Origin of the sequence: Kitasatospora sp. NPDC059146 (assembly GCF_042786665.1) — a bacterium.
Classification (GTDB): domain Bacteria; phylum Actinomycetota; class Actinomycetes; order Streptomycetales; family Streptomycetaceae; genus Kitasatospora.
The window spans coordinates 89,600-106,796 of sequence record NZ_JBHZCY010000017.1 but is presented as its reverse complement, the minus strand read 5'-3'; the positions used below and the strand labels follow the sequence as shown (position 1 = coordinate 106,796).

Here is a 17,197-nt window from a genome sequence, read left to right as displayed (position 1 = left end):
GCTCCGCGCCGGGACCGGACCCGGCCCGGCCACGCGCCGCCCCGAGCCCGTGGCCGGGCCGGGCCGTGGCCCCCCGCCACGGCACGACCCCGATCCTCCGCAGCACGACCGACCCCGGAATGGACCCCAGGACCCCCCATGGACGATGACCTCTTCGACCTCACCGCCCCGTGGGCGGAGCAACTCAACGCCAACACCAGCGAGTTGGACGCGGCAGGCGAGTTCCCCCACGACAAGTGGAAGGCCCTGCGGGAGACCGGACTCCTGCGGGTGCACTTCGCGCCCGAGTTCGGTGGCGCCGGGCACAGCCTCACCCGGACGATGCGGGCCCTGGAGGGACTGGGCCACACCTCCCGGGACGCGGGCCTGTCCTTCTCCGCCTCGACCCAGATCGTGTCCGTCGGCGTGCCCCTGCAACGGTTCGCGACCCAGGAGTTGAAGGAGAAGTACCTCCCGCGGATCATGTCCGGTGAGCTGATCACCGCCCACGCGATCACCGAGAGCTCCGGTGGCTCGGACGCCATGAACCTGGCCAGCGTCGCCCGCCGCGACGGGGACCACTACGTGGTCAGCGGCGACAAGATGTTCATCACCAACGCCCCGGTCGCCGACCTGTTCCTGCTCTACGTCCGCACCGGGAAGCCCGGCCCCTTCGGCCTCACCACCCTGCTCGTCGAGGCCGGCACCCCCGGCCTGACCGTGGGCCCCGCGATGGACAAGATCGGCCTGCGCACCAGCCCGATCGGCACGCTCTCCTTCGACGAGCTGCGCGTCCCGGTCTCCCAGCGGGTCGGGCAGGAGGGCTCCGGCTTCCGGGTCCTGGACTACGTGATGAAGCGCGAGGTGCTCTTCGGCTTCTCCATCACCCTGGGCGAGATGACCCGGCGGGTGGAGGAGACCATCGCCTTCGCCAAGGAGCGCCGCCAGTTCGGCCGGCCGATCAGCTCCTACCAGGGCATCTCCCACAAGATCGCGGACATGAAGATCCGGGTGGAGACGGCCCGCAAGTGGCTCGCCGACACCGGCGCCAAGGTCGAGCGGAACGAGGACGCCGCGTTCGACCTCGCGGCCACCAAGACGGTGGTCTCCGAGGCCAACGTGCAGACCGCGCTCGACGCGGTGCAGATCCACGGCGGCCGCGGCGTGCTGACCGAGTTCGGCGTCGAGCGCGACCTGCGCAACTCGATCGCCGGAACGATCTACTCCGGTACCTCCGAGATCCAGCGCAACCGGATCGCCATGCTGGCTGGACTCTGACCGACGGGAATCCCGACATGACCGACACACTGGACCACCTCACCCGCTCCACCGAGTTCCTCGACCACGAGAGCGACGCGGTGCAGGCCTTCGTCGACCACGCCGTCCGGGACCGTTCGGCGGACCGGCGCACCAACGCGATCGAGCTGTACTACGCGGTGCGCGACGGCGTCGACTACGAGGTCTACGGCGCCCCGCTCTCCCGGGAGGGCCTGCGGGCCTCCACCACCGCCACCACCAAGTCCGGGTTCTGCCTGCACAAGGCCGCGCTGTACGCGGCCGGGGTGCGCGCCCTGGGCATCCCCTCCCGGCTGGTCTACGGCGACGTGCGCAACCACCTGGCCTCGCCCCGCCTGCTGTCCCACATCGGCGGCGACGTGTTCTTCCACTCGCTCGCCCAGGTGTACCTGGACGGCAAGTGGATCAAGGTCACCCCGGTGTTCAACAAGCTGCTCTGCAAGCTCTACGGCATGCGCGCCCTGGAGTTCGACGGCGTCAACGACAGCCTCCACCACCCCCACGACGGCGGCGGCGCGATGGAGTTCCTGACCGACCACGGCAGCTTCGACGACCTCCCCTACGAGTTCGTCATCGAGACCATGCGCCGCAAGCACCCCAAGTTCCTCGACACCACGGGCACCGGCACCGTCCACGGCGGCCGCCTCGCCGAAGAGTCCACCCTCACCCGGTAGGAGAACCCCCATGACCAGCACCCCGCCGCCCGTCGACGGATGGGACGCCTCGACCCGGATCGGCGTGGTCGTGCCGCACGCCGACGTCGGCCCGGAGGCCGAACTGCAGGCCGTGGCCCCCGCCTCCGTCTCCGTCCACGGATCGCGCGTGCACTTCGCCGCCATGCGCGCGGGCGGCGAGATGGACGAGAAGATCCCGTACGACCCGATCCTGTCCTTCGTCCAGGCCCCGTACCTGGACCAGGCCGTCGAACTGCTCGCGGCCTCCCCGCTGCACGCCCTGACGCTCGGGTTCACCTCCTCCAGCTACGCGTTGAAGGCCCAGGGCGAACGGGAGTTGTACGAGCGACTGCTGCCCGTCACCCGGGGGCTGCCGATCACCGGCACCACCAAGGCCGCCCGGGCCGCGTTCGACGCCCTGGGCGCCCGCCGGATCGCGCTGGTGAACCCGCCGTGGTTCACCGACTCGCTCTCCGGCCAAGGAGCCGACTACTTCCGCGAGTTCGGCTACGAGGTGGTCCACCACGCCCCCTGCGGACTGCCGTCGAACCAGAAGGCCATCACGCCGGAGAACCTGTCGGCCTGGATCCGCGGCACGGTGGCGGAGCACCGGCCGGACGCCGTCCTGGTGGCCGGCAACGGCATCCGGGCGGTGGGCACCATCAAGCCGCTGGAGGAGGAGCTCGGGTTCAACGTCGTCACCGCGAACCAGGTGATCCTCTGGCACGCCCTCCACCTGGCCGGCGCCGCCGGGACCGCTCAGGAGATCACCGACTACGGACAGCTGTTCACCACGACCCCGAAGGACGGCCACGCGTGAGCCTGTTGGACGCACAGGCCTACGAGGCCGTCTTCGGGACGCCGGAGGGCGACACCTACCGCATCCCGCTGGTCTGCTGGCGGGAGGACGGCGACCACCTGTTCGGCGTGGTCCTGGTCAAGGGGCACCTGCGGCGCACGGACCAGCTGTCGGACTTCCTGCGGTACGACCGCCGCAACGGCTCGCGCGGGGACGAGGCGCCCGCGACGACCTTCGACCCGGCGACGGCGGACGGTCGGGTGGACGACTCGTACGTGCCCGCCATTCGGTGACGTCCGCCCATTCCGCGGCGTCCGCCATTCGGTGCCGCCCGTCCGTCGGCCGGCGGCGCCCGCGGAGGGTGCGGTCATTTGTGAAGTCCCGGTGAGATAACGGGACCCGGCGCTCCGCTTTTCCCGGCCGCCCGGCCGGTGCTCGACCCGCTTATCGCAATTCGCTATTCGGTCAATGCCTATTCGCCGCCGATCGGAATGGATCCTCCCGCCGCCCGTCGGGCCCGCCGCGCACCCGGCGGTTTTCCCGGGCACTCCGGATCCACCGCACCCCGGGCCTCCCTGCCCCGGGGTGCGGTGCCGTACTCGGCCTCACGCAACCTCCCGAGGACCGTCACGCCCCCGCCCGGCCACGCTTCCGCCACGTCTCGGCCACGCTCCGGCCACGCTTCCACCACGCCCCGGTTCCCGGTGGCGCGGAGGGGATCGCCGCAGGTCGAGCCAGGTGAACGCGAGTTCGACGATACGTCAGGACGCCGCCGGGACCGGGGTATGCTTGCCGCGTCGTCACGGGGGCTGGTGCACGAACGAGCCGGAGGGGCCATGCAGCTCACACGAAGTCCCTGGGGCGTCCAACGGTCCGCGGCCGCACCCGTCGCGCGGTACCGGCGCGCGCCGCAGTGCTGAGGCAGGCCCGCGCGGAGCAGACCCGCTCCGCCCTGATCGACGCCGCCGCCGGACAGTTCGCCCGGCACGGCTACGCCGGCGCCACCCTGGCGCGGATCAGCCAGTCCGCCGGGGTCACCTCGGGTGCGCTGACCTTCCACTTCCTGACCAAGGAGGACCTCGCGCAGGAGGTGCTCAGGGCGGGGGCGGCCGCGACCTCCTCGGCCCTGGACGAGGTCCAGCAGCTCACGACGCCCGGGCTGGCCGCGGTCAGCCGGCTCACCCAGCTGCTGGCGGCCTTCCTCCAGCAGGACGTCCGGGCCCACGCGGCGATGCGGCTCGCGCACGAGTGCCCCGGTTCGCAGGGCGCCTGGGAACAGGCCTGGCGGCCCGCCCTGCTGCACGCGCTGGAACTGGCCCGGGCGGGCGGCACCACCGACGCGGAGCTCGCCGACATCGAACTGCTGGTCGCCTACCTGCTGGCCGGCGCCGAGGCGCAGCTGCGCTCCGGCCGCCCGGTCAGCGTCGTCGAGCACGAGCTCGGCCGACTGTGGCGGCGGGCCGGGGCGGGCTTCGGCGCCCGGCCGGAGGACGGCTCCGACCCCTGCGAGCACGACCGGACGCCCGCCCCGCCGCGGTTGCGCGCCCCGTCCCGGGGCGACGCGGCCCGCAACGAGGGGTGACCGGGCGGTAGACGTACGGCGACCGCGGGCACGCCCGGCGGCACGCCCCTGACCTGCGGGGCCGATGTCCCGCAGGGCGTGCCGTGCCCGGATCCGCGGGGGCGATTCCATTTCCCGCGCGGACCGCCGACCCCGGCCGCCCCTTCCCCGGGCCGGGCGCGGGCGATTCGCGCCAGGGCTTTGTATCGAGTTGGCGAAGTGGCGACCGGAAGTCCTTTACCCGAGAAAAAAATAGTGCTCATTCTTTAGTGTGGGTGGATCTGTGTGAAAGCCGCAGCCGCAACACGGGAGGGGTAGCTATGAGGGGATGGGACTCCGTCACCCAGTTCACGGACCAGCTGTTCGGCCACTTGCGCCGAGCTGACCAGCGCAAGTGGGCCCACACCTACGTCAACGGCCTCCTCAGCACGCCCGGGAAGAAGTCCATCCGCCGGCTGGCGGCCGTGTCGAGCGACTCCCCGACCGCTTCGCAGGCCCTGCACCAGTTCGTCAACGAGAGCCCCTGGGAGTGGGATCCGGTCTGCGACCAGCTCCGGCAGTGGGTCGAGGACCGGGCCCGGCCCAAGGCCTGGACGATCGCCCCCGTGGTGCTGCCCAAGCGCGGTGAGAAGTCCTGCGGGGTGCACCGCCGCTTCATCCCGCACACCGGACGGACCGTCAACTGCCAGATCGGCATGGCGGTCTTCATGTCGACGGAGGCGGGGGAGTTCCCCGTGGGCTGGTGCCTGTTCCTGCCGGAGACGTGGGCCGCCCAGGGGCCGCTCCGCGAGCAGGCCCGGATCCCGCACACCGCCACCGCCTCGTGCGAGGGCCAACTCCTCAACCTGATCGACCAGATGGCGCAGGCCTCGCAGTACGACCCGGTCCCGGTGGTGGTCGACCTGGACGGCTACCTGGACTCGCGCCGGCTCGTCGAGGGACTGACCCGGCGCGGGCTGGACTTCGCGGTCGCGATCCCGGACAGCTTCCCGCTGGCCCCGCTGGAGCACCAGGCCTCCGGCTCCCGCCGGCCGGTGGCCGCGGCGGCCCGGACGGTGAGCGAGCGGTGCCCAGAGGTGCGCTCCGGGGTCTGCAGAGCGGGCTGGGCGTCCGTGCGCGACGGCCTGGTGCAGGTCCCCGGCGCCGTCGCGGCCGACCAGAGACCGCAGCCGTTCCGGCTCTTCACCCAGCCCGACGAGGACGCGACGGGTGCGGGGCAGCTCTGGCTCACCAGCATGGTGCACCGGCCGGTCGACGAGCTGCTGGAGTACGCGGAACGGCACGCCGCGACCGGGGAGACCGTCGAGCTGCTCGAACGGCGGTTCGGGCTGAGGGACTTCGAGGGCCGCTCGTTCCCGGGGTGGCACCACCACATGGCCCTGGTCTCGGCCGCCTTCACCTACAGCCGCCTGGCGGCCGACCTCGGCATGCGGGCCTTCCGCCCCGGCCCGGGCGCCGGAAGCGACGGTCTGGCGAGGCCGCCGCTCGTGCCCTGCTCCCGGTGGGTCCGGGAAGCCTCCCTGGGGTACCCCGTAGCAGTCTGAGCCGTCGCTTCGGGCGCGCCGCCGACCCCTCCCGGCACGCCCGATGCGCTCGGCGCGGGGTCGACGATGCCCCAATTGTCGTGCCGGCATGAGCTGATGAGCGTGGGTCAGGCGAAGTTCTTCACCGCCGGCGATTGACAGCAAGATGTATGTTCATGCAAGCTCTACCTGTCCGCCTGAGGTTCTCACGGGCAAAAACAACATGTACATACAAGCAACTACCTGGGGACTCCATGCCTGATCCCACGGCACCCACCGTCGACACCGCGACCGCGGTCTGAGCGGGGGAGCAGCGTTGCGTTATTCCGAACTCTCCGAGAGCGAGCTGACCGAGTACGCCCGCGAGGCGGTACGGATCAGCCGCGAGCACGTCGCCAAGGGCGGCATCCCGTTCTCCGGTGTGGTGATCAACAGCGGCCGGATCCTCGGCACCGGTGTCAACCGGGTGCGCGAGGACAACGACCCCACCGCGCACGCCGAGGTCACCGCACTGCGGGCGGCCGCCGCCAAGTACGGACTGCACGCCACCGCCGGATCCACCCTGATCGCCTCCGGCGAGCCCTGCGCCCTGTGCTACATGGCGTCGCTGTACTTCAGCGTCAGCCACATCGTCAACGTGGTCGACCGCAAGACGGCCGCGCGGTACGGCTTCGACTACACCAGCTCGTACTCGATCTTCGCCGAGGACCCGGAGACCTGGCCGATCAAGGTCACCTCGATCCAGATCCCGGAAGGCACGGCGCCGTTCGAGGACTTCCTCACCATGGAGCGGGGGCGGCCGTGAGCGGAACGGCAACCGGCAGGATCGGCATCAAGGTCTGGTCGGACTACGTCTGTCCCTTCTGCATGCTGGCCGAGGGCCCGCTGCACGAGGCCACCCGCGACCTCGACGTCGACATCGAGTGGATGCCGTTCGAGCTGCGGCCCCACCCCACCCCGACGCTGCGCCCGGAGGACGACTACCTGCCGGCGATCTGGGACCGAGCCGTCTACCCGATGGCCCGCCGCCTCGGCGTGGACATCACCCTCCCGACGGTCTCGCCGCAGCCCTACACCCGGCTGGCCTTCGAGGGCTACCGGTACGCGGCCGAGCACGGCCGGGCCGCGGAGTACACCCCCCGGGTGCTGCGGGCCTTCTTCCAGGAGAACCGGGACATCGGCGAGGTGGCCGTCCTCGCCGACATCGCCGCCGAACTCGGCCTGGACAGCGCCGACTTCGCCGAGGCACTGACCTCCGGCCGGTACACCGAGGCGCACCGGGCGGCGCTGCGGGACGCGGAGGCCAACCGGGTCTCCGTCGCGCCCACGATCATCATCGACGGACGCCACCGCATCGAGGGCGTGCCCTCCGTCGCCCAGATCCGCAAGGCCGTGCTCGACGCCCAGGCCGAGCAGGAGGCCCTCGGGGACGCTGCTCCCGCCTGCGGGATCGACGGCTGCTGAACCGGCCCTGACGCCCGGCTCCCCGCCTTCCCCCCCCGCGTTCCCCCCTGCGTTCCCTCTGCCTTCCCGCGTTCCCCCGCTTCCCCTGATCTACCGCTTCCCCCTGTTCTCCCTGTCTTCTCCCCGCTCCACCTCTCCCCGTCAACGCCGACCTCCCAAGAACGAAAGGACCAGCCATGCAGTGGTTCTACCTCGCGATCGCGGACATCTTCGAGATCGCCGTCGCCATCGCGGCCGGCAAGGCCGAAGGCTTCAAGAACCGTACGTGGACCGCCGTGACCCTGATCACCGGCGCCCTCGGCACCTTCTTCCTCAGCAAGGCACTGCTGACCTTCGACGTCGGTGTCGGCTACGCGATCTGGACCTCCGTCGCCGGCGTCGGCATCACCCTCCTCGGCGCCCTGCTCTTCGGCCAGCGCCTGAACTGGCGCAAGGCCGTCGGCATCGCCGTCATCATCGCCGGCGTCGTCGGCCTCCAGCTCAGCGGCGCTGCCTGATCCTCCCGCCCCCACCCGGCTCCACCTCCCGAAAGGACCCGTGCACATGTCCGACACCGGCCGCAACTCGGTCAACCCGTGGATCATGCTCCTGCTCGCCGGCGGCTTCGAAGTCGGCTACGCGCTCGCCGTCGGTGGAAGCCACGGCTTCACCCGGCTGACCTGGTCACTGGTCGCCGTCGTCTTCTTCCTGCTGACCCTCTGGGCCCTGAGCGCCGCGCTGCGCACCATCGACGTCAGCATCGGCTACGCCGTCTGGGCCGGCATCGGGTCGGTCGGCGCGGCCCTGCTGGGGCCCGTCGTCTTCGACGAGAGCCTCACCCCGGCCAAGGCGGTGTGGCTGGCCGTGATCATCGCCGGCGTGGTCTGGCTCAAGCTCGCCGACCGGCCGCAGAAGTCCGCCGAGACCGCCGCCGCGCCGCGTGAGGTCCAGACCGCGGACGCGTGACGGGCGCGCCGCCCCGGTGCGGGAAGCCGCCGCGCCGCTCGTGAGGCGCACCCCGGCCCGGTCCCGACCGGGTGGGGTGCGGAGCGGCCGGGGTGTGGTTCAGGGCCTCCTGGTGGCCGGTCGGATGTCGGAATCCGATCGGACGGCCAGGAGGCCCTTCTCGCGTTCCTCGTGCCGGGGGGCCGGTGTCAGAACAGCGAGGGGTACATCCCGGCCGTGGCGCCGCCCAGGAGCGGCACCGTCAGCACCAGCCATCCGCGGGTGCTGCGGGTCGGCACGCCCCGCTGCCCGACCATCAGCGCCACGGCCATTCCGGCCGTGGCGGGCAGCAGCACGCCGAGCATCGCCAGCGAGAGCAGGTCGGGAACCTCATGCCGGGTCACCGCCCATCCTGTCCCCAGGCCCAGGGCCGCTGCCGACAGCAGTTCCCTTGTGGGCGCGAGCAGTTCGTGCCGGGCCCGGGTCGCGCCCGCCATGCGGGTACGGTGGCGTACCGCGAGGAGCATCCATCCCACCCCGACGAGGACGAGGGCGGTCTCCGCCACGAGAACGATCTGTGCCAGGTGCATGGAGTCCCTCCTATTCGTCTTCGTCCCGTACCGCGGAGGCGCGGCGCCGCTGCCGCCGTCCGCCGAACCGTCCCGCGAGGCCTTCGTCCGTGACCACGGCCTCGGGGATCCGTTCGCGCGGGCGGCCGTCCGGGGGCAGGAGCCCGAGCCGCCGGCCGGTGCCGGGTGCGAGTACTTTCCGGACTACGGTGACAAAGGGGCGACCCGGCTGGCGGTGCACCGGTACTGCTTCCTCGGTGACCGGCTGGTCGAGGACACCGTGATCCCCACCGACATCCCCGTCCCGAGAGGCCCCGGATCGTGATACGCGTGCTGCTCGCCGACGACCAGGACCTGGTCCGGGCCGGCATCAGGCTCGTGCTCGGGTGCGCGGACGACATGGACGTGGTGGCGCAGGCCCGCGACGGCGACGAGGCGGTCCGGCTGGCCACCCGGATCCCGGTCGACGTGGCGCTGCTCGACATCAGGATGCCGGGCGCGGACGGCCTGACGGCGGCCGAACGGATCGCCGAGCTGGCCCCCGCGGTGAAGGTCGTCATGCTGACGACCTTCGGCAAGGAGGAGAACATCGCCCGGGCGCTCCGGGCGGGCGCGGCGGGCTTCCTGCTCAAGGACAGCCCCCCGGAGGAGCTCATCCAGGCGGTCCGGACGGTGGTGCGCGGTGAGCCGGTGGTGTCCCCGCGGGTCACCCGGCACCTCATCGACCGGTACCTCGCGGCGAGCGCGTCCGGCGACGAACCGGCTCCCGCGCGCCAGGGGGTCGACCGGCTCTCCGGCCTCACCGCCCGGGAACGCGACGTCCTCGCGCTGCTCGGGACCGGCGCCTCCAACGCCGACATCGGGGCGCGGCTGCACCTGGGGGGCGGGCACGGTGAAGACCCACGTGAGCAGCCTGCTGGCCAAGCTGGAGTGCGCCAACCGGGTGCAGGCCGCCGTCGTCGCCCGCGACGCGGGTCTGCTGCGCGGCGTCTGAACCGCCGTCGGGACGACTCCCGGGCCCGTCCCCGGCCGGCCGTCCGGCCGCTCCGGCCTCTGCCGAACGGCACGGTCGTTCCGGCCGGTCGGCCCGCGAAATCCCGTCCCCGCCGAACCTAGGATCGGGTTGGTCCGGATCAAGGCCGCCGTCCGGGTCGCGGGCCGGTGCACATGGTGCAACGAGGGCCGGACTTTTTGAATTGGTGTAGACCTCTGTTCGAATCTCGTGCACCGCGTTCCCCGGAACAGCCGACGCTCCCCGGGGCCGGTCGGTCGCGGCGGGGTGCACACCCCCGCGGTGAGGTGGGCGCGCGCGACTGACGGTCGGTCGTGCGCCGGGGCGGGACGGGGCCACTTCCACCACAGCCGGACCCCCGGCGCCACCTCTTGAGAACAGGAGTTCCCTGACCGTGCACATTCGGTTGAGCGGCGTTGTCATGGCCAGGCCGGAACGGGAGGCCTCCGCCCGGGAGCTGGCCGAACGGGCTTCGCCCGAACCGTACGCCGTGGTGACGGCGCGGGGGATCAACGGATCGAATGCCGCGATCCGCGCCTGGTCCACCCCTCCACCGGGATCCACCCACCACGTGCTGATCGAAGAGGGAGCCGTCCTCGGGAAGGACTTCCACGCGCGGGTCAGCGCGGCCGTGCGGGCCGCGCCGGAGGCCGCGCTCGTCCTGCACGCCCACCCCGACACGCCCGCCGCGGCCGCGGTGCGGATGGCCGCCCTGACGGGGCACCGCTGGGCGCCCGGTGTCGTGGGTGCCGTACCGACCACGGCGCTGGTCCTGCCGACCGGCCGGGCCGAAGGCTTCGTCCGCTACGCCACCCGCCGCACCCACCGGACCGGGCACGGTCCCGTCCTGGCCCGCTACCTGAGGACCTTCGGGGTGCCCACCTACCTGGCCACGGCGGAGCACGTCCGGTTCCCCCTGCCGTTCCACCCGGTCGACGACCCCGCGCCGTCGTCCCGGCCGCAGGACGCGGAGGTCGACACCGGCTGGAGCCGGGCACCAGGGCTCGCCGCACTGGACGCCGTCCCCTTCTTCGTCCGGGGCGGGGTCCACGTCGCGACCCGGATCAGGAGTGGCTGGGCGACCTCCCCGGCGCACCACTACCTCGCCCGGCTCGGCCTCGACCCGGCCCGCTACGACCGGCGGCTGCGACTGCTGTTCGGCCTCAACTCCGACGCCTCCACCGAACTGGTCGAGCGCATCGGCCCGGAACTGTCCACCAGGCACTGGCTGACCGCGTTCCTGATGGGCGTGGTCACCAGCGCCCGTCTCCCCCCGGACGAGTCGTCGCAGCGGAGCACCGACGGCGCCGCCACCGACCGGGGCCTGGCCACGGTGGGAGTCGGAGGCCTGTCCGCCGCCGTCGACTGGCTGACGCTCGCGGAGCTGCGGCCCAGCCTCCTGGAGGTCGCCCGCGAGGCCTACCGGGCCGGTCTCGCCCGCGGGGCCCGGCTGCCCCCGGACACCGGGGGCGGGGGACCGCGGCGCCGACGGCGGGCCCGACGACTGGTCCTCACCGGTGCCGACGAGCCGATCGGCACGGCGCTCGCCAGACGCCTCGCCGACGCCGGTTGGGAGGTCACCGCGGTCGCGCCCCGGCTGCTGGTCCACGACTACCCGGGCGTGCGCGAGTTGGCCGCAGACCCCGTGCGGCGGGAGGCCCTCGACCCGGTGCTCCCGGGCGCGAGCGCGGTCGTCCACCTGCTCTCCCCCGAGACCGCCGACTCCTGCGCCGCGGACATCGGCCGGCTCTGGGCCCGGGTGGAGAACGTCGTGGCGGGCGCGGCGAAGGCCGGGGTGCCGCAGGTGGTCTGCGTCGGCGATCCGACGAGCGTGGACCTGGCCCTGCGCTGGGGACCCGCCGCGGACCGCCCGCTGTGGCCGGCCGCCATGGCCCCGGACGGGGTGCGGACACCCGCCCCCACGGTCCACTGGCTCCGGCTGGGACTGGTCTTCGGCCCGGAGGTGCTCGACGGCTCCGTCGTGGAGCAGGCCCTGCGGCGCACCCTGCCGCCACGGGCCGACCGTACGGGGGACGAGACGACGGAGACCTGGCGGCCGGTCTACATCGACGACGTGGTCGACGCGGTCGACCGCACCCTCCAGGCGCCGCCCGTCCACCGGATCATGAACATCACCGGCGACGAGCGCCTCACCACCGAGGACATCGCCCTCGCCGCGGCGCGGCTCGACAGCGGCCGCCCGGTCATGGCCGCCACCACCGCGGCATCCCGCAACGGCGGACCGCGCCGCGGCGGTACGGCGCTCGGCTGGGCCCCGCGTACGGGCTTCGACCAGGGGCTCGCGGCCCTCGCCGAGTGGATGGAACTCCACGTCGACTGATCGGCACACGCCGCCGGGTACGGGGTCGTCCGGCGGCCCGGAGGCCCGGACGGGTCGTCCACCGGCCGGTGCGGCGGCGGACGACCCGTCCGGGTGCGGGGCGGTCAGTTGCCGAGGCGGAGGCTGCAGAGGGAGTAGCCGTAGGCGGTGCCGCGGTGGATGCCCTGCATCCTGACGTAGCGGGTGTCGGTGGGGGTGAAGGTGAGGGTGTCGGTGCCGGCGGTGGTGCGGCCGCGTTGCTGGGAGACGGTGGTCCAGGTGGTGCCGTCGGTGGAGACCTGGAGGTCGTAGTCCCGGGCGTAGGCGGCCTCCCACACCAGGGTGGCGGCGCTGACGGTGTTCACCGTGCCGAGGTCGACCTGGAGCCACTCCCCGTCGGTGCGCTTGCTCGACCAGCGGGTGTCGGCGAGCCCGTCGGTGGCGTTGGAGGCCTGCCACTTGGCCCCCTCGGTGGAGGACGCTGTGGTGGTGCGGCCGAGGGCGAGGTCGGCGGTGACGTCGTCGGACCCGAGGGTGTCGGGCAGGTAGCCGGTGCCGGGGCCCTGGCCGACGGCGCGGACGGTGTCCAGGAACGCCTGGTAGTCGGTACCGGCCCTGGTGCCGGACCACATCTTCTGGGCGAGGGCGGGCAGGCTCTTCTCGATCAGGCCGTGCACCTGGAGTTCCGTGTAGTCCTCGTGCACCAGGTCGTTCCAGACTCCCGGCATCGCACCGAGCAGGTGGGGGTCCTGCGGGGCGAGGCTCTGGTCGCCGGAGAAGACGTTGGGCTGCCAGCTGTCGAAGATCGCCCGCCCGTCCAGACCCTGGCCGTGGTAGTAGTTCGCGAACGGCACGACGTACAGCAGGTTGTCGTTGGAGTTGATGACCTTGGCGTAGCCGTCGGCGATGGCCTGCTGGGGGCCGTACCAGCCGTTGCTCCAGCTGTCGACGGTGATGTCCTTGTCGTAGCCGGCGCCGCCGCCGGAGATCCCCTTCTGACTGCCCCACATGGTGACCTGCTTGCCCAGGCTCCGGACGTAGGGGGCGATGGTGTTGACGTACCCCTTGAAGTCGGCGGCCGGGCCCTTGTACTCGTCGGCGCCGATGCCGACGGTCGGGCCCCGGAACCACGGGGTGAACTCGGCGTAGACGGACTTCATGAAGTCGGTGGCGGCGGGCTTCGAGAGGTCCAACTCGTCGGAGTCGCCCTTGTTCAGGCCGATCCCCGGTTTGAACCTGGTGAACGCCCGGGCGTGGGCCGGTGCGTCGATCTCCGGGATGATGGTGACGCCGACCGCGGCCGCGGTGTCCTCGAAGGAGTCCCAGTCCGCCTTGGTGTAGGAGCCGTCGGCGGCGGCCAGTCCGGCGAAGGCGGGGTTGTCGCTCCTGAGGCGGAACGCCGCTTGCGCGGTCGACCAGTTCGCCGGGGATATCTCGTTGTCGTTCAGGTGGAGTTGGAGCGTGTTGAGCTTCTGGTAGCCCATCCACTGGATGTACGAGCGGATGAACTCGGGGGTGAAGTAGCGCCGTCCGACGTCGAGCATCAGCCCGCGCAGGGCGTAGTTCGGGTAGTCCACGACGGATCCGACCGGGAGGCTGCGGTGGTCCGCGGAGCCGGCGAGCATCTGGAGCAGGGTCCGGGTGCCCTCGACGGCGCCCTGCTGCGCTGCCCCGGTGACGGTGACCAGTCCGCGGTCGGTGTCGATCCGGTAGGCCTCGGCCCTGAGTCGGGGCAGGGCCGCCCCGAAGTCCGCGTCCGGGTCGACCTGGATGACGATGTCACCGTCACCGCCGGCATCCACCACGGGATCGATCTGATGGTTCGTCATCTCAGCCGCTTCACCGGTGAATTGTCCTACCAGGTGGCGAAGTTCGGGGGAGGAGTCGACGGGGGTGGCGACCCGGGGGTGGTCGGCCAGCACCACCCGCCCCTTGCCGCCCGTCCATTGCTGAACGGCGGGGACGACGGCGGGCGCCGCGTTCACCGGGACGGGATCAGCGGCGGCAGTGGACGCCGTGGGGAGCAGCAGGGCGAGCGCGGAGACCAGTGGCAGGCAGACCGGTCTTCCGACGAGGAGAAGGGCTTTGAGCCGCATGGGGGTGACCTCGGGTGGGGTGGGGGGCGTGCACGGCGCGCGGGTGTGAGCCTCCGGCCGCCGGGTGGCACGATGTGCCGCCATGATGAGGCGCCCCGGCCGGGCCGCCAAGAGAGGTCTGGACCATTCGCTGAGATTTCGCGGTGCAGAACCGCCGGAACCGCCCGGATCGGGTGAGAGTGGACGGCGGGACGGCTCCGGACTCCGGAACGAACACGAAGAGGCCTCCGCCAGGTCAACTGCCTGGCGGAGGCCTGTTCATGGACGAAGTGCCGGGTGGTCGATCCTCCCCGCGTACGGGTCCGATCAGGAACGGCGTCGGCTGAGCCGCAGGGCCCCCACGCCGGCGGCGAGGAACGCGGCGGAGAGGCCGAGGAGGACCGGGGTCTTCGGGGCGCCGGTCTGGGCCAGCTCGCCGTGGTGGTGGTTGTAGTGGTGCTGCTCGCCGCCGCCGTGGTGGGCCGGCGTGTGCGGGTGCGACGGCACCTCCTTGGCGACGAGCTTGATCTTGTTCAGGTTGTACGCGGACTGCTGGTTGGCCTGGCTCTGGTGGTTGGAGAGGTTGTTGGCCTGCGAGGCCGACTGGTTGTTGAGCGCGGAGTTCTGGGCACTGTTGTGCGCGGAGTTGTTCGAATTGCTGGTGGCGCTGTTGTTGGCGCTGTTGTTCAGATTGTTGGCCACGGTGTTCTGCACGACGACGGTCACGGCGACGTGCTGGTCCTGGCCCTGGTTCTGCTGGGCGTTCTGGTCCTGACCCTGGCCCTGGTTCTGGCCTTGGTTCTGGTCCTGGCCCTGACCCTGGTTCTGCTGGCCGTTCTGGCCCTGGTTCTGCTCCGAGCTGCCGTGTTCCCCGTGCTCGCCGTGTTCCCCGTGCTCGCCGTGCTCGCCGTGCTCGCCGTGTTCCCCGTGTTCCCCGTGCTCGCCGTGCTCGCCGTGTTCCCCGTGCTCGCCGTGCTCGCCGTGCTCGCCGTGTTCCCCGTGCTCGCCGTGTTCCCCGTGCTCGCCGTGCTCGCCGTGCGGGGGAGCGCCGGGAGTCTCGGGCACGCAGATGCAGTCGGAGCCGCCGGGGCCGGGAACGTGGCCGTGGGTCTCGTGGCCGGGGGCCTGGTCGCAGGGCTTGCCGCCGTTGTCCCAGGCGCCTTCGGACAGGGCCGAATCCGGGGCCTTTTCCATCGGCTGGCCCTGCGCGCCGGGCCTGGTCGAGTCGTCCGGTTGCGCCGAACCCGGCGCCTGGCCGTCGAGCACGAGTCCCTCGGGCGTGATCCCCTCGGGGGCGATGCCCTCGGGCTCGGTGCCTTCGCCGGCGTCGGCGCGGTGGGCCGGGCGGACGACCTGCATCGACTGGAGGTCGCCGTTACTCCCGCTGCTCCAGGTGCCGTCCGATGGGACACCGCTCTCCTGGGCGAGCCGCAGCATGCTGTCGACCCATTCGCCCTGGGCCTGCGACGAGTCGACGGTCACGCTGTGGTCGATGGCGGGGGAGGCGTGGGCCACACCGCCGGCGCCCCAGAGGAGGGCGGACGACGTCAGGCCCGACAGGACCAGGGTGGTGATTCGAGTTCGCATGACGCTCCTGGATGATCCGCAAAACGGATCTTCTGAATACGCGCTTCTACCATCGGGAGGCGAAATGCGCCGCCGCGAGTTAACCGGCCTGGCCCAATGAATTGCTGAGAACGGGGGACTGCCGCCCGCGCTCCGCGCACCACCGCCCGCGCCGGCGCCCCGTCGCCGTCCCGGCCACGGATGCCCACCGTGACCGCACGGGCCCCGACGGTGACATGCGGGGATCGTGATTTGCCCTGAACATCCCTTACATGAGGATCTCAATCCCGGCAGCAGTCCTCGCCGGCTGCACCGCCACCCTGCTCTTCCAGCCCCCGGCCGTCGCTACGGACAGCTCGGTCGACCCGGCGCCGCGTACCTCCGCCGGAGGCGGCTCGGTCACCTCGGTGGCCCTCACCTCCGGCGGAGCCGTCGCGCCCCGGGCCACCCGCGCGTTCGACCTCCTCGGCGTGGTCTGGGACGGCCCCCCGACCGCCCTGGCCGGCGGCTCCGTACGAGTCCGCACCCGCGATGCCGCCACCGGCCGCTGGGGTGACTGGCACACCTTGGAGACCGGTGCCGACGGGCCCGACTCCGCCCAGCGCGGTTCCACCGCCCCGCTGTGGGTCGGACACAGCAACGGCGTCGCGGTCGACGTGCACCCCGGTCCGGCCGGTCTCCCGCGCGGACTGCGGGTCGACCTGGTCGACCCCGGCCAGGGAGCCGCGGCCGCCGATGACCAGCCCCTCACCGAACACGCGGCCGGGCCCGAGGCCCCCACGGCTCCGCGCCCCGGCATCGTCACCCGGAAGGGCTGGGGTGCGGACGAGTCCATCCGCGAAGCGGGCTTCGTGTACACCGGCTCGGCCCGGGTGGCCTTCGTCCACCACACCGACACCGCCACCGACTACGCCTGCTCCGACGCGCCCAAGGTGATCAGGGGCATCTACCTGTTCCACGTGCAGACCAACAAGTGGCGGGACATCGGCTACAACTTCCTGGTCGACCGCTGCGGCACCATCTACGAGGGCCGGGCCGGCGGCGTCAACCAGCCCGTGCTCGGTGCCCACACCCTCGGCTTCAACACCAACTCCTCCGGCATTGCTGCCATCGGGACGTTCAGCAAGGACGATCCGCCGCAGGAACTGCAGGACGGCATTGCCAAGATCGCCGCCTGGAAGCTCGACCTCGGCGGGTGGAAGGCCGACGGATCGGCCCAGCTCACCTCCGGCTCGGACGGCAGCCTCTACCCCAAGGGCACCGTCGTCGACTTCGCCTCCATCTCCGGCCACCGCGACGGCTTCGCCACCGAATGCCCCGGTGACGCCCTGTACCAGCGACTCCCCGACATCCGCGACACGGCGGCCCGCCTCCAGGGCTGACGAGCCGGCGGCCCGTCGACGCGGCTACCCGTCGGCGGACCGTACCCGTTCCA

General features: G+C 72.1%; 16 protein-coding genes and 1 pseudogene. 14 read left to right on the top strand and 3 right to left on the bottom strand.

The window, feature by feature from the left end:
* Positions 1-138 precede the first annotated feature (138 nt).
* The 10 genes from ACFXPX_RS10695 (at position 139) to ACFXPX_RS10650 (ending at position 8,241) form a co-directional block, all read left to right on the top strand.
* Positions 139-1,257, top strand: a complete 1,119-nt coding sequence (locus tag ACFXPX_RS10695; RefSeq protein WP_380525429.1) for an acyl-CoA dehydrogenase family protein — start codon at positions 139-141, stop codon at positions 1,255-1,257.
* A 17-nt stretch (positions 1,258-1,274) separates the two neighbouring features.
* Positions 1,275-1,949, top strand: coding sequence for a transglutaminase family protein (locus tag ACFXPX_RS10690; protein ID WP_380525428.1), 675 nt, complete (start codon positions 1,275-1,277; stop codon positions 1,947-1,949).
* A 10-nt stretch (positions 1,950-1,959) separates the two neighbouring features.
* Complete coding sequence (locus ACFXPX_RS10685) at positions 1,960-2,769, top strand: maleate cis-trans isomerase (protein WP_380525427.1); 810 nt, start codon at positions 1,960-1,962, stop codon at positions 2,767-2,769.
* A complete protein-coding gene (locus ACFXPX_RS10680) occupies positions 2,766-3,041 on the top strand; it encodes a DUF6253 family protein (RefSeq protein ID WP_375894897.1) in 276 nt (91 codons plus the stop codon). Before ACFXPX_RS10685 ends, ACFXPX_RS10680 begins: the two co-directional genes overlap by 4 nt.
* A 620-nt stretch (positions 3,042-3,661) precedes the next feature.
* Positions 3,662-4,330: a TetR family transcriptional regulator gene (locus tag ACFXPX_RS10675; RefSeq protein WP_380640574.1), complete on the top strand. Its 669-nt coding sequence runs from the start codon at positions 3,662-3,664 to the stop codon at positions 4,328-4,330.
* A 299-nt stretch (positions 4,331-4,629) separates the two neighbouring features.
* Entirely contained in the window at positions 4,630-5,853 is a 1,224-nt protein-coding gene (locus ACFXPX_RS10670) for an IS701 family transposase (protein WP_380640572.1), read from the top strand.
* 295 nt (positions 5,854-6,148) lie between these two features.
* Positions 6,149-6,637 carry a nucleoside deaminase gene (locus tag ACFXPX_RS10665; RefSeq protein ID WP_375894890.1) on the top strand — a complete coding sequence of 163 codons (489 nt, stop codon included), beginning with the start codon at positions 6,149-6,151 and terminating at the stop codon, positions 6,635-6,637.
* Positions 6,634-7,296: a DsbA family protein gene (locus tag ACFXPX_RS10660; protein ID WP_380640570.1), complete on the top strand. Its 663-nt coding sequence runs from the start codon at positions 6,634-6,636 to the stop codon at positions 7,294-7,296. Before ACFXPX_RS10665 ends, ACFXPX_RS10660 begins: the two co-directional genes overlap by 4 nt.
* A 176-nt stretch (positions 7,297-7,472) precedes the next feature.
* On the top strand, positions 7,473-7,793 hold the full coding sequence (locus ACFXPX_RS10655; protein ID WP_360235350.1) for an SMR family transporter: 321 nt from the start codon (positions 7,473-7,475) through the stop codon (positions 7,791-7,793).
* A gap of 46 nt (positions 7,794-7,839) precedes the next feature.
* Positions 7,840-8,241 carry a DMT family transporter gene (locus ACFXPX_RS10650; RefSeq protein WP_375894884.1) on the top strand — a complete coding sequence of 134 codons (402 nt, stop codon included), beginning with the start codon at positions 7,840-7,842 and terminating at the stop codon, positions 8,239-8,241.
* Positions 8,242-8,429: 188 nt separating this feature from the next.
* Here the strand turns inward: ACFXPX_RS10650 and ACFXPX_RS10645 are convergent, their stop codons facing one another.
* Positions 8,430-8,810 carry a hypothetical protein gene (locus ACFXPX_RS10645; RefSeq protein WP_380588982.1) on the bottom strand — a complete coding sequence of 127 codons (381 nt, stop codon included), beginning with the start codon at positions 8,808-8,810 and terminating at the stop codon, positions 8,430-8,432.
* On the opposite strand from ACFXPX_RS10645, the gene ACFXPX_RS10640 reads away from it, so the two are divergent.
* From ACFXPX_RS10640 to ACFXPX_RS10630, 3 genes and pseudogenes are all read left to right on the top strand, one after another.
* Positions 8,809-9,114, top strand: a complete 306-nt coding sequence (locus ACFXPX_RS10640) for a hypothetical protein (protein WP_380640568.1) — start codon at positions 8,809-8,811, stop codon at positions 9,112-9,114. The two genes, ACFXPX_RS10645 and ACFXPX_RS10640, sit on opposite strands and share 2 nt — an antisense overlap.
* Positions 9,111-9,783, top strand: a pseudogene (locus tag ACFXPX_RS10635) (response regulator). The gene ACFXPX_RS10640 and the pseudogene ACFXPX_RS10635 overlap by 4 nt, the downstream one beginning before the upstream one ends.
* Before the next feature lie 439 nt (positions 9,784-10,222).
* Positions 10,223-12,142 carry an NAD-dependent epimerase/dehydratase family protein gene (locus tag ACFXPX_RS10630; RefSeq protein WP_380640566.1) on the top strand — a complete coding sequence of 640 codons (1,920 nt, stop codon included), beginning with the start codon at positions 10,223-10,225 and terminating at the stop codon, positions 12,140-12,142.
* 104 nt (positions 12,143-12,246) lie between these two features.
* On the opposite strand, the gene ACFXPX_RS10625 is transcribed toward ACFXPX_RS10630, so the two are convergent.
* On the bottom strand, positions 12,247-14,217 hold the full coding sequence (locus ACFXPX_RS10625) for a family 20 glycosylhydrolase (protein ID WP_380640564.1): 1,971 nt from the start codon (positions 14,215-14,217) through the stop codon (positions 12,247-12,249).
* A 306-nt stretch (positions 14,218-14,523) separates the two neighbouring features.
* Entirely contained in the window at positions 14,524-15,783 is a 1,260-nt protein-coding gene (locus ACFXPX_RS10620; RefSeq protein WP_380640562.1) for a hypothetical protein, read from the bottom strand.
* 251 nt (positions 15,784-16,034) lie between these two features.
* Here ACFXPX_RS10620 and ACFXPX_RS10615 point away from each other — a divergent pair, with 251 nt between their 5' ends.
* Entirely contained in the window at positions 16,035-17,144 is a 1,110-nt protein-coding gene (locus tag ACFXPX_RS10615; RefSeq protein ID WP_380525418.1) for a peptidoglycan recognition protein, read from the top strand.
* Positions 17,145-17,197 lie beyond the last annotated feature (53 nt).